The sequence below is a fragment of the Chryseobacterium sp. CCNWLW53 genome, from assembly GCF_037083525.1.
Taxonomy (GTDB): domain Bacteria; phylum Bacteroidota; class Bacteroidia; order Flavobacteriales; family Weeksellaceae; genus Chryseobacterium; species Chryseobacterium lathyri.
On record NZ_JBAOJR010000007.1, the window covers coordinates 182446 to 195113 of the forward strand.

The 12668-nt window shown below is 36.6% G+C and carries 15 protein-coding genes; 5 read left to right on the plus strand and 10 right to left on the minus strand.

Translation table 11 applies throughout. The annotated features are described in order from the left end of the window. The first annotated feature begins 54 nt into the window (after positions 1-54). Both V6R96_RS20410 and lgt read left to right on the plus strand, forming a co-directional pair. Positions 55-249, plus strand: a complete 195-nt coding sequence (locus V6R96_RS20410) for a cold-shock protein (protein ID WP_034704100.1) — start codon at positions 55-57, stop codon at positions 247-249. A gap of 215 nt (positions 250-464) precedes the next feature. Further along, positions 465-1301 carry a prolipoprotein diacylglyceryl transferase gene (gene lgt / locus V6R96_RS20415; RefSeq protein WP_111956076.1) on the plus strand — a complete coding sequence of 279 codons (837 nt, stop codon included), beginning with the start codon at positions 465-467 and terminating at the stop codon, positions 1299-1301. Positions 1302-1563: 262 nt separating this feature from the next. Here the strand turns inward: lgt and V6R96_RS20420 are convergent, their stop codons facing one another. The 3 genes from V6R96_RS20420 to V6R96_RS20430 all read right to left on the minus strand — a co-directional run bounded on the left by V6R96_RS20420 (position 1564) and on the right by V6R96_RS20430 (position 3781). Then, a complete protein-coding gene (locus V6R96_RS20420; protein ID WP_174772294.1) occupies positions 1564-2265 on the minus strand; it encodes a LytTR family DNA-binding domain-containing protein in 702 nt (233 codons plus the stop codon). Beyond that, positions 2246-3316 carry a sensor histidine kinase gene (locus V6R96_RS20425; RefSeq protein WP_111956074.1) on the minus strand — a complete coding sequence of 357 codons (1071 nt, stop codon included), beginning with the start codon at positions 3314-3316 and terminating at the stop codon, positions 2246-2248. Before V6R96_RS20425 ends, V6R96_RS20420 begins: the two co-directional genes overlap by 20 nt. 81 nt (positions 3317-3397) lie before the next feature. Next, positions 3398-3781 carry a DoxX family protein gene (locus tag V6R96_RS20430; protein ID WP_111956072.1) on the minus strand — a complete coding sequence of 128 codons (384 nt, stop codon included), beginning with the start codon at positions 3779-3781 and terminating at the stop codon, positions 3398-3400. A gap of 683 nt (positions 3782-4464) precedes the next feature. Here V6R96_RS20430 and V6R96_RS20435 point away from each other — a divergent pair. Continuing rightward, a complete protein-coding gene (locus tag V6R96_RS20435; RefSeq protein ID WP_111956070.1) occupies positions 4465-4893 on the plus strand; it encodes a cold-shock protein in 429 nt (142 codons plus the stop codon). 75 nt (positions 4894-4968) lie between these two features. On the opposite strand, the gene V6R96_RS20440 is transcribed toward V6R96_RS20435, so the two are convergent. From V6R96_RS20440 to queG, 4 genes are all read right to left on the minus strand, one after another. After that, positions 4969-5430, minus strand: coding sequence for an SRPBCC family protein (locus tag V6R96_RS20440; protein ID WP_336380067.1), 462 nt, complete (start codon positions 5428-5430; stop codon positions 4969-4971). Between the two features lie 14 nt (positions 5431-5444). Further along, positions 5445-6089, minus strand: coding sequence for a murein L,D-transpeptidase catalytic domain-containing protein (locus tag V6R96_RS20445; protein WP_336380068.1), 645 nt, complete (start codon positions 6087-6089; stop codon positions 5445-5447). 7 nt (positions 6090-6096) lie between these two features. Next, positions 6097-6774, minus strand: coding sequence for a TIGR02117 family protein (locus V6R96_RS20450; protein ID WP_407934767.1), 678 nt, complete (start codon positions 6772-6774; stop codon positions 6097-6099). A gap of 356 nt (positions 6775-7130) precedes the next feature. Continuing rightward, positions 7131-8084 (minus strand): tRNA epoxyqueuosine(34) reductase QueG, encoded by a 954-nt coding sequence (queG, locus tag V6R96_RS20455; protein ID WP_336380070.1) that lies wholly within the window; start codon positions 8082-8084, stop codon positions 7131-7133. Positions 8085-8247: 163 nt separating this feature from the next. Between queG and V6R96_RS20460 the strand changes: the two genes are divergently transcribed. Next, positions 8248-8547: a rhodanese-like domain-containing protein gene (locus tag V6R96_RS20460; RefSeq protein ID WP_111956060.1), complete on the plus strand. Its 300-nt coding sequence runs from the start codon at positions 8248-8250 to the stop codon at positions 8545-8547. Positions 8548-8573: 26 nt separating this feature from the next. After that, positions 8574-9191 carry a hypothetical protein gene (locus tag V6R96_RS20465; RefSeq protein ID WP_336380071.1) on the plus strand — a complete coding sequence of 206 codons (618 nt, stop codon included), beginning with the start codon at positions 8574-8576 and terminating at the stop codon, positions 9189-9191. A gap of 186 nt (positions 9192-9377) precedes the next feature. Here V6R96_RS20465 and V6R96_RS20470 read toward each other — a convergent pair whose 3' ends face one another. From V6R96_RS20470 to V6R96_RS20480, 3 genes are all read right to left on the minus strand, one after another. After that, positions 9378-10145 (minus strand): alpha/beta hydrolase, encoded by a 768-nt coding sequence (locus tag V6R96_RS20470; protein ID WP_336380072.1) that lies wholly within the window; start codon positions 10143-10145, stop codon positions 9378-9380. Positions 10146-10155: 10 nt separating this feature from the next. Beyond that, positions 10156-11145 (minus strand): nitronate monooxygenase family protein, encoded by a 990-nt coding sequence (locus tag V6R96_RS20475; protein WP_223558610.1) that lies wholly within the window; start codon positions 11143-11145, stop codon positions 10156-10158. A gap of 89 nt (positions 11146-11234) precedes the next feature. After that, positions 11235-12599, minus strand: coding sequence for a peptidylprolyl isomerase (locus V6R96_RS20480; RefSeq protein ID WP_111956054.1), 1365 nt, complete (start codon positions 12597-12599; stop codon positions 11235-11237). Positions 12600-12668: the final 69 nt, after the last annotated feature.

Consider the following 12668-nt stretch of genomic DNA (forward strand, 5'->3'; position numbering starts at 1 on the left):
TTAAGAAAAAAATCCTCAAAATAATTAATACAACAATTTTTAATACCCATTACAATGCAAGAAGGCACAGTAAAATTTTTCAATGAAGCAAAAGGCTTCGGATTTATTTCTCCATCAGATGGAGGTAAGGACATTTTTGTACACTCTTCAGGTTTAGATTCAAGATCTATCCGTGAAAACGATAAAGTAGTTTTCGAAGTACAAAAAAGCGACAAAGGTTTAAATGCAGTTAACGTAAAGTTAGCATAATTTGAATATAACGTTTAAACGAACATTGACTGATAAGTAGCAATACTTTTATTTGATGTCCGTTAAAACCTCTTACTTAATGTGAGAGGTTTTTTTGTATCCTTAAAAACATGATATATTCCCCCAAAATATCCTAAAGTCTCACTTATGTTCCTTAAAAACGGCTATATCCTGCTATATTTGTCCCCTAAAAAATAATTTCACAACCATCATCAATGAATTTGCTATACGTTAACTGGGATGTAAGTCCTGAAATCTTCAATATTTCCGGATTTCCCCTTAAATATTATGGGGTGCTATTTCTGGCTGGACTTGTTCTGTGCTACACAATCCTAAAAACCATTTATAAAAAAGAAAATCTAAGTCAGCAGGCACATGAAGCACTTTTCTCTTATGCATTTATAGGAATTTTAGTAGGTGCCAGATTAGGGCACTGTCTGTTTTATGATTTTGATTATTACTCCCAGCATCCTATTGAGATATTCCTGCCGATCCAAAAAGGAGCTGACGGAGCCTACCATTTCTCAGGATATGCAGGATTGGCAAGCCACGGCGGCGGAATTGGACTTATAATTATGCTTCTCATCTATGCAAGAAAATTTTCCATTAAGTTTATGACTGTTCTGGATGTAATCGCTATTGCTACTCCTCTGGCTGGAGCATTTATCCGGTTGGGCAATCTGATGAACTCTGAAATTATAGGTACGCCTTCCAATGCACCATGGGCTTTTATATTCAAACAGATAGATAACATTCCGAGACATCCTGCACAGCTGTATGAGGCGGTCTGCTATCTGATGATCTTCCTTCTGGTGTATTTCATTTATACCAAAAATATCTTTAAGGTCGGGAAGGGCTTTTATTTCGGCATCACTACTCTACTCATCTTTATCGTGAGGTTCTTTGTAGAATTTATAAAAGTAGACCAGGTTGATTTTGAAAAAGGAATGAGCCTGAATATGGGACAAATTTTAAGCATTCCGTTTCTGTTCCTGGGGCTTTTCTTTATTATTAAAAGTATCCGGGACAAAAAAGAAATGAAAGTTTCATAGTCCTTAAAATATAACCAAAACCTCCGTTACCAATTGTAATACCGGAGGTTTTTTTTCGGATCATTCCAAATAAAAAATTGGCCTAATATAATTAAGCCAATCCGTATTCCTCAGAATACTAACATCCACATATATTCTAATTATTGCAATCGGTTTTCCTCTTAAAATCTTTATTTACTGCTATTTAACAGTTCAAAGTTGCTCAAAATAAAAGTAAAAGAAAAGAAACAGCTATCAAATAAAGCTTTAAGTCTATGAAGGCTTATAACTCAATGGAAGGCTTGTATGTCCTACCAATCGGAAGTTTTTTGCCCATCACCTGTATCATGCTGGCAGAACGTACCTCAATTTTAGACTTGGAAATAATGTAAGATTTGTGAATCCTCACGAATATTTTAGGATCCAGATTTTCTTCTATCCTGCTGATCGGCATTTTCACTGTGATCGTTCCTGCTTTGGTGTGAATGTGAATATATTCCCGTAGGCTTTCAATAAAAAAGATGTCATGAAGAACAATTTTAATTTGCTTTTTTCCACTACTGATAAAAATATGTTCCCGGTCCGCTGCCTCCAATAAAGCTTCCTCAGCATTCATCAGGTATTTAAACTTTTCAATTGCTTTGGTAAACCTCTCGTAAGGAACAGGCTTCATCAGATAATCTACAATATCAAGCTCATAGCCTTCTACCGCATATTGGTGATAAGCAGTAGTCACGATAACAAGAGGCGGATTTTTTAGTTTTTTCAGGAAATCAAAGCCTTTTACCACCGGAAGATGAAGGTCCAGAAACATCAGATCAATATCATGCCTGTTTAAAAGGGTTCCGGCATAAACAGCATCGGAACATTTTGCCACCAGCTGAAATTCTTCATCCCTTGAAACAAAATTTTCCAGAATTTCTGCGGCTATCGGCTCATCTTCCACGATGAGGCAGCTGTATTTTTTAGAAGCGGAATGTATCATTAAGGTCAATAATTAAGGTTACAATAAAGCGTTCACTGGTGCTTTCAACAGTGAGAATGTGCTTTGGATAAAGCAGTTCAAGCTGTCTTCGGATATTTTTCAGTCCTATTTTTGTAGAATTTCCGTGGGGTTTTTCTTCTTTTGAATTTTCAATATGATAATGAAGAACACCATTGTTCAGCTGGATATCAATATGAATAAAGCTCTTTCCAAGGGTTTCTGAAACACCATGCTTAAAAGCATTTTCAACGAACTGGATCAAAATAAGCGGCGAAATCTCCTGGGAAGGATTATCTACATTCTCATTAAAACGGATGACAAGGCCATGGTGCCGGATCTTCTGGATCTGGAGGAAATCTTTGATATTCTCTACATCTTTTTCTATAGAAATATACCGTTCAGCTGCTTCATAAATATTATACCGCATCACTTTGGAAAGCTGTAAGATCACATCAGGTGTTTCATCAGCTTTTTTAAGGGCCATTCCGTAAATATTATTCAGTGTATTGAACAAAAAATGGGGATTGATCTGGGCCTTCAGCATGGTAAGTTCCTGATCCAGCTTTTCTGATTTCAGCTTTGAGATTTGTTCTTTCAGCAGATTCTTCTGCCTTGTAATTTCAACGCCGAATATAAGGCCTGCCATAAAGATCAGATCCATAAAGGAGTTAAAAGCCACGAGTCCGTTGATAAATCCTGAAGGCTGTTTGCCATCCAATGTTTCAACAATTCCATAAATATGGGGATAAATGATATAATGGGTAAAAAACCTGTGGGCAAGAACCGCCGCAATAAGAATAATAACAGAGAGAATGCAGGCAAGAAATCTTTTGAGACCGGTTCTTTCGTACACATACAGAAGAGCATAACCCAACGGAATTTTAATCAGAAGATATCCAAGTTCCAGAATAATAGTATTCTGAAGCCTTATCTGCCATTTTGCATCAGGAAACTGGTATCTTGACCAGTAAAAGTCCAGATAAACTTCCAGAATATAGTACAGTATCCAAAAGAGTAAATGGATATATAATTTTGATTTTCTGCCTGGCATTGAGTGTGATAGGATTTACTATGCAAAATACCATCTTTCAGCGGAAAATAAAAATTTAAACATTTAACCCACAGCAATGGTCTATGAACTGCAGTTTTCTTCCTTTCTGGTAAAAATAAGCTGTAAAAAACAGCAAATTAAAAGAATATTGAACTCAATTCCATTGGTTCCGCCGCCTACAACATACCACCCATTTTGCCAATGCACAAAATAAATTCCAAAAATCAGGATAATCATATTGCAAATAGAAACTGCCTTTACATAACGTTCCGACCAGATCAGAAATACTGAGAAAAGATGGATCAGCTTCACAGCCCAAGCCAGATAAAGTCCAAAAGGACTGAAGCCTATGGTATCAAGGTAAAGACGTCCAAAATTATTAACATCGCCACTGAAAATAGATACTACACTGTGCATCAGTAAAATAACCGACAAAGCTGCGCGGAGATAGAAGTTTTTTTTCATGAATCTAAATTAAAAAAGCACAAAAAACAATGATGAACATCAGGTACCAACAGCTTAAAAGTGCATATAAAAGTTAGATTAGACAATGAATTCCGAATTTACCATATCTAATGCATTATACATGAATTATTAAAAATATTACTCATGTAAAGGATATATCACATTACATACCAACCGGATACGCTCTTCAACTGCTCTAAAATTGAGCTTCCACACAAAAAAAATCCAAAATATGTGATTTTTAGGCACAACATTTGCTGCTGTATGAACATATTATACACCACTTCATTTTTATAATATATTATTTTCCACAATCCTCAGCATGCTGAGGATTTTTATTGCTACTCAATAGTGCAATCAGTTCTCGTTTTTAAATGAGAAAATACATTTTTGATAATCAATGATTTAAAATAGGTTTATTCAGTTAATTATCGTATATTTGTATATTAATTAATAGGCCGCTGCCTTTGCCCTCTGTTACAGTATAGAAATTCTTTCTTTTCAGTTCCCGCTTTTCAGATGCCTCATTTTTTAAAAATCACTTCTTTTACTGATGAACGCCCAAACAAACTGCTTTCGACGTTTCGTTTCATAAAGAAGAACAGACGGACGACTGCAGCTTTATAAGACTTGGCAGATCAGGTAAACAAATACAATATAAAATTTAAATACTAGAATAATTTATGGCAGACTCTTTTTCTAAAAAAGAAAATTTCAAGAAAAAAATTCAAAAGCAAAAAGAAAAAGCGCTGAGACGCGAAGATCGTAAAACGAATAACAACAAGGGTGCAGAAGATGTTTTCATGTATGTAGATGAATTCGGAAGACTTACCTCTACACCTCCTGAAGACAGAGAAAGACAGGAAGTAAACATTGATGAGATCCAGCTTGGTGCCGCTCCTATTATGGCAGAAGAAATCAGAAAAACTGGGATCATCACTTTCCACAGTGAGAAAGGCTATGGCTTCATTACTGAAGACAACAGCAAAGAAAATGTTTTCTTTCACAACAACAGCTGTGCACATCCAGTAAAAAAGGGGAACAAAGTATCTTTCGAGAAAGAAAAATCTCCAAAAGGATTCTCTGCTGTTAATATCGAATTGGTTAAATAAATAACATTCTGCTTTATCTGCAGATGTTGTCAGATAATAATAAAAGCCGCTCCACAGAGCGGCTTTTATCATATTTTACACTTTATTGAACATTTTTTCCAGGACTTCGTAGCGGTAGTCGAAAATATGTTCCAGTTTCTTTTTAACGAAAAGTGGATGGGCTATTTCACCCAAAAACCCCATTGGAAGTTCATAATCAATGGTATCTTTCATGAGTACGCCCTTTTCGTTGGAAATGAATTCATGATGATGGTGCCATAGCTTATAGGGTCCTTTTTTCTGAAAGTCTATAAAGCTTTTCTGAAAATCAACTTTAATAATTTCTGTCTGCCATTTCATTTTTATTCCGAATAAAGGTGAAACGTAATAATCGATGAGCATTCCTTCATAAATTTCATCATTTTCCATTGTAGTCAGGACGATAAAATTCATGTCTTTCGGTGTGATCTCGGAAAGATTATTAGCTGAGGAAAAAAATCCCCAGGCGGTTTCTATATTGCAGTTGAGCTGCTGTTCCCGGACAAGGCGGTGCTTCATAATTTTCCTGTATATTATTGATAGATCCACATCAGAACCGGTTCCCCGGTCTTTTGAATCATAGGATCTATTTCTTTCATTGCGTTGTTAGAAACAGTAGGACACCCCCAGCCTTCGGGAGAACCTTTTGGAAAAACTTCGTCGTCGCTCATCTGATCCCATGAATGGAAAACGATATATCTTTTTAAAGCATTAGTATTTGTTTCTTCCAGACCGTGCATCAGATACTTGATATTGATTCCCCAATCACTATATCCTCTTCCCTGTACCTTATATTTTCCAAAAGATGAAAGATGGCTTCCGTCTTCGTTGCTGAACTGTGGACTGTCTTTTGAACCATCTGCACTCCAGAGATTTGAGCCACAGCCATGACCCACAAGATATTTCCTGGCCACTGATTTCGTTTTAAAATCCCAGACAAAAAATCTTTTAATTCCCGAATGAAGGCTCATATCGATTAGGATACAAAAATCTGTATTTAACTTTTTTGAAACACAGAATTTCAAAGCTTCTTCAGCCTTTGCTGTAATTTTAGACAGATCCGCTTCCGTGTTGTCTTCTTTAATGAAAGAATTTGCTATAACGGAATAGTCTCTTTTAGATTCATTAGTACATGAAAATATAAGATGTAAAACAAAAATTACAGCAAAAATCTTCATTGAAAAATTATTTATAGTGTCTAAAAATTCCAAAATCGGAAGGTGTCCATAGGGCAGCCTTCTGTCCTGCGGCTTTCAGTGCATCATTTGCCCAGGTATTACAGGTATTCAGGAAGCTGTACTTTCCTTTGGCATCATAAAAAGCATCGTTTACATCATAAACAGCATTGGTAGGAATCAGGATAAAGTTTCCGTTCTGATCCCTGTCAAATTTTTCTTCTATAAATTTGACCAGATTCGTATATTGATTTCTGCTGATCATGATCTTTTTGCAGTCTTCGCCTTCTTTCATGCTGTTGTAATAGGAACAGTGCATGGCTGAATCGCTGAGCCAGAAGGCAGCTTTAAAAGCAGTGGAAAACTTCAGATCTGCCCACGTCGGAGTATCCAGATAAAATCCTTTGTCTCCCCATCCTATTCCTATATAATTGTAATCTGTTCTTTTCGATTTTGTATTGGAAAACGGAACTTTTGCGCTCCAATCCTGAAGGTCATTTTTTACAGGCATTACAATATCTGTATGCACACCGTTGGTATAAATATAAATCGGAATATCTTTCGGTTGTCCGTCATTATCTGCAGAAACTTCTATAAGCGGAAGTAAAAGGCCCAGAATAACATACAAAGCAACAATTCCTAAAATAATTCCTATGGTTTTCAGGACATACAGCAATACAATTTTCACACTCATGTTTTAATAAAATTTAATCTTCAATTTTCTGTAAAAGTATTTGTTTTAATCGAAAAAATGATTAAATTTAGTTACGAAATATTCACAAATATGCGTAAAAATACAAAATCACAAAAAAGATTTAAAGTACGGGTAAAAACAGCTCCAAAAAGAGTACAAAAAAAGCGTTGATTTTCTGTGGGACATTGGTCTCCTGAAAGTCAATTTTCTTTTTAGGAAAAGTTTTTCAGAGATTCTTACTGAATTAAATCTTAACCTCCTTAAGACCGGCAGCTTAAGGGATGGTCATTTATCCTCCTCAACTTTGGGACCCAAAATTCCAGACCAGGATCTGTCACCAAAAATTTATCCTAAAGTTTATCTGAAGAACGTTCCAAAAATTCAATATTCCGCTTCAGGCCGGCAAATTTGGTTCTCTTTACAGGGGATTTTCTGAAGATCTCAGAGAATATTTCCTGGGTAATTTCTCTCCACTCTTCTTTTTTGAAATTTTTCAGGGATTCATTCGGAGCAAAACGACTCTGAAGGTTAGGTGAAGAAAATCTATTCCAGGGACATACATCCTGGCAGATATCACATCCGAACATCCAGTCTTCCATTTTATCTTTAAAATGATCGGGAATTTCGTTTTTGAGCTCTATAGTTGCGTAAGAGATGCAGCGGCTTCCGTCAATAATTTTTTCTGAAACAATAGCATCCGTAGGACATGCATCAATACACTTCCTGCAGGTACCGCAATGATCTGTAGTGGCATGATCGGGGATTAATTCAAGATCACAGATGATTTCCGCCAAAAAATAGAAGGAGCCATTTTGCTTTGTGATGAGGTTGGCATTTTTCCCTACCCAGCCTATTCCTGACTTTCTGGCCCAGCTTCTTTCCAAAACGGGTGCAGAATCCACAAAAACACGGAACCCGAACTCTCCTATCTCCTGCTGCAGTTCTGAAACCATCTCGCGGAGAATTTCTTTTACCACTTCATGATAATCTTCTGCGTAAGCATATTTTGAGATCTTATAATTTTCCAGGGTAGAGATTTCTTCTTTTGGAAAGTAATTGTAAGAAAGTGAAATAACAGATTTTGAGCCTTCTACAAGCAGCCTGGGATCCAATCTTTTATCAAAATGGTTTTCCATGTACTTCATTTCGCCATGAAAATTGTTTTTAAGCCATTTTTCAAGGTTCGGAGCATCTTCTTCTAAGAAATCCGCCTTTGAGATCCCGCAACTCTGAAATCCAAAACGTTCTGCTTTAGATTTTATAAGTTGGGAATATTTTTCGGCACCGCCATTCAGGATTTCCATTCTGCAAAATTAAGCTTAATTTATGAATCTTACGGTCTTTGGTAAGAAGTGAATGAGCCTTAAGTTTTAAGCATTTTTGGGAAAATTTAAGTTTAGATAAAGAGTTTTTTCAGGAAAAAATTGCGTATTTTCGTTCTTATTTTTAATCTTAAATTACACAGTTATGTCTTTAATAGAAGTTATACAGTCTGGAAATTATGAATTAATTGATGTTCGTGAGCCTATGGAGCTTGAAATGGACGGAAATATAGACGGAGCCCAAAATATCCCTCTTGGTGAAGTAGAAGACAGAAAGGAAGAGATCTTATCTATCGAAAAACCTGTGATCTTATTTTGCAGAAGCGGAAACAGAAGCGGAAAAGCATTGGAATATCTTAATGGGCAGGGCCTGAAGGATGGTTATAACGGCGGAGGCTGGGCTGATCTGAAAGCAGTGTTGGAAGCAAATCAGGGAACTTTTTAAAGTTCCTTTTTTTATACTCATTCATCATGCATCTGAAAGGAAACTTCACAGATCTTTGTCTTCATTTTACAGAAGACAGGAGTCTTATTGAAAATCTGTGGCAAGAAATTGAAACCCAATATTCCGGAAAAGGCAGGTATTATCATGATCTTTTTCACCTTGAGAATATGTTCATAGAACTGGAAAGTGTAAAAAAACTTATTGATGATTTTTCTACTGTTTCATTTTCCGTTTTTTACCATGATGTTATTTATGATGCTTCTTCAAAGTCCAATGAAGAAAAAAGTGCATCGTATGCTGCAGAACGGCTTCATAAAATGGGATTGCCTCAAACTATAATTTTAAAAACAGAAAATCATATCTTAGCTACAAAATCCCATCAAAAGTCTGATGATGCGGATACAAACTATCTTCTGGATGCAGACCTTTCTATCTTGGGAAAAGATTCTGCAATATATTTTGATTATACCCGGAAGATCCGGAAGGAATATGCTCTTTATCCTGACCTTCTGTACAAACCGGGAAGAAAGAAGGTATTGAAACATTTCCTGGAACTGGAAAGTATTTTTAAAACAGAGCATTTCAGGGACAAATATGAGCAGCAGGCAAGAGAAAATATAGCTGCAGAAATTCGGCTTCTATAACTGTAATAATAAAGGAGATGCGGCTTTGCCGCATCTCCTTTATTAAACCACTCATTCAAACACAACTCATCAATTTGTACAGAAAATATAAATAGACAATTTAAATCAGATATTGTTTAATTACATGACTGAAAATAAAAAGCACCTTGTACCACAAGATGCTCTTATTACTGATTATGCTTACAGCTATATTTTTTCTATAAATTCTGATACCTTAGCCAAAACAAGCTCTGGATTTTCTTTATGCGGCGTATGCCCTATTCCCGAAATAATATATTTTTCTGCAGAACCGCTTACCTGAGAAACTGTTTTTTCAACCTGATCCAGGGTGCCATATTCATCAGCATCCCCCTGAATAAAAAGTAAAGGGCATTGAATATCTTTTAAAAGGTATTCAATATTCCAGTTTCTATAATCTTCACGGGTCCATGTTTCCGTCCAGGCCCTGAAAAGCATTTCCACTTTTTCTCCATGGTATTTGGCAAGACGTTCGGCAAGATTGGTCGTTTTATAAGCGTCCCAGGCTTCGTAAATTCCTTTTAAAGTAACTTCTTCTACAAAAATATGTCCTGCTTCACAGATTATGCCTTTTATTCTTTCGGGATATTTTGCAGCTGTAATGAGGGCAATGGTTCCTCCGTCGCTGTGCCCGAATAGGATGGCATTGTTGATATTAAGCTCTGTCAGCAGCTCATTCAGTAAATCTGCTTCCAGTTCCATATAATTAACCGGCCTTTCGTGGGTCGGCATAGGTCCGGATTTCCCATAGCCTAGTCTGTCATACATAAGAATATTACAGTCCGCAATTTCAAACAGTTTTGTCGGAAGATCTCTCCAAAGTTGTGCGCAACCCAAGGAATCGTGAAGAAAAATAATAACAGGTTTTTCTTCGACTATGTTATTGTATGTGATATAAAGTTTCTGACTTCTTACTTCTATTATCCTCTCTTCCATTCATTCGGTTCTATAAGCCTGGAACTTTTGCTGCTTCAAATTCCTTTAGTAAATTACTGAAAACGGTTTCTACCGGTAATATATCGTTGATCAAAGCAGAAACCTGTCCAATCTCCAGCTCACCGTCTTCCATATCTCCTTCGAACATTCCACGCTTTGCTCTTGCACGTCCCAATGAAGCTATTAAAGCTTCTTTATTTCTTCCTGACTGGTAGATGTCTTCCAGCTCACCAAAGAACTTATTTTTCACCATCCTTACAGGCGCCAGTTCTTTTAAAGTAAGGTGGGTATCGCCTTCATTCAGTTCTGTAATTTTCTTTTTCCAGTTTTCGTGAGCACTTGCTTCAACGGTAGCAGCGAACCGGGAACCGATTTGTACACCGTCTGCACCGAGGATCATGGCAGCTTTCATCTGAGAGCCCAATGCAATTCCTCCGGCAGCAATCAATGGTTTGGAAATATGTTTCTTTACATTCGGGATCAGACAGAAAGTGGTGGTCTCGTCTCTTCCGTTGTGTCCTCCTGCTTCAAAACCTTCGGCCACTACAGCATCTACTCCTGCTTCTTCGCATTTTACAGCAAATTTAGTAGATGAAACAACGTGGGCAACTTTTATTCCTTCTTTTTGAAGCGTTTCCGTATAAGTTTTAGGATTCCCGGCTGAAGTAAAAACAATCTTCACATCCTCTTCCAGAATGATCTGGATGATCTCTTCAAGGTTAGGATACAGCATAGGCACATTAACACCAAAAGGCTTATCTGTAGCCAATTTACATTTCTGAATATTTTCTCTCAGGATATCAGGGTACATGCTTCCCGCTCCTATGATTCCCAAACCTCCACAGTTGGAAACCGCCGAAGCCAGCCTCCATCCTGAATGCCAGATCATCCCAGCCTGAATAATAGGATATTGTATGTTAAAAAGCCTTGTAATTCTATTTTGATCTGCCTTCATTTCCTGAAGTTTTTTTGCTGAATTGAAATCTATAAAATTGCTCATGCGTAAAAATAATAAAAAACGTGGGTTCTAAAGGAAATATCCTGACTTTTTGGTATAAAAAAACCTTCAGAATTTCTGAAGGTTATATTTTATTTTTTGATCGATTCTTTTTTCCAGTTGGCTTTGAATTTACAGTTATCATAGCGTCCGTCAATTGATATAAAGGTTGTCGGTAATTTAGAGTTGACAAACTTCTCAATCATTTCGTTACGCTTCTTGTTGAGCGCCATCTGCTTGATTCTGTTATAATCTGTTTCCAGTGTGATCTGGTGGGCAGGAATAACATCTTCTAATTTGATGATCTTCACTACTTTTCTTTTATTGTCTTCATCCTCGAAAGCAGAAGTAATATCTCCTTTGTTCAGACCTGCCAATTCATAAGTGATAGATCCGGGAATACTTTCTCTTTCAATTTTATCAGAACCGTCTGCACCTGAAATAATTCCGGCATTGAATTTCGTTCTTTTATCATCTGAAAATTTAAAAGCAGCATCTTTAAATGTTATTTTCCCATCAAGAACAAGTTTTTTGATACTGTCCAGTTTTGCTTTTGCTGTCTTTATTTCATCGTCTGTAGGAGTTGCTTTCAATAAGATATGTCTTGCGTCGTATACTTTTCCTGATTTTTTGATCAGCTGTATGATATGGTATCCAAACTCGGATTCAATGGGATCTGAGATCTCATTTTCCTGAAGGTTCAGTGCAGCCGCTTCAAACGGTTTTACCATTTGTCCTTTGTTTATATTTTTATAAAGTCCTCCATTCGCAGCAGATCCTTCATCTTCAGAATAAATTCTTGCCTGGCTTTCAAAAGTCTCTCCGGCGGCAATATCCTGCTTAATTTTATTTAATCTTTTGATAAGATCTTCTTTATGCGCATCGGTCAGTTTAGGGTATATCATGATCTGTGCTAAAGAGATTTCATCCTTTACTTCCGGAAGCTGCATTTTGTACAGGTTATAGAAGTCTGTAACCTCATTTGGGGTTACGTCTGCCTTTTCAGTGATACGCTGATATTTTGCCTGCCCGTAATATTGGTCTACATCTATCTTTTCAATAGCGTTTTTCATTTCATACCCATTTCTGAATTTATATGCAGCAAGCATCGTTTTTTCGTCAGGGAACTGAGAAAGCAATTGACGGTATTTTGCATTGGCCTGCTCTTTAATGGCAGCAGAACGGTTTTCAATTAATGTATCTTTTTTGGCTTCGTATACAAGAAGCTTGTTGCTGATCAGGTTTTCAAGGAAGTCACATTTGTCAGTCTCAGAGGCTCCCTGTTGTTTGGCATAGTTCATCTGCTCATTCACATCCGATTCCAAAACAATTTCATCACCGATAACAGCAGCAATACCATCCACTAGTTCTCCCGGTTTTAGCTGAGCATTCATGTTTGAAGAGAATATCATCATGAAAATCCCAAGAAGAAAAGTGATTTTTAGTTTATTTGTCATTTTACTATTTTAAACAAGTTGCAAATTTAGAATACTTAACGAATTAGTCTAAATTTTTTATTATAAATA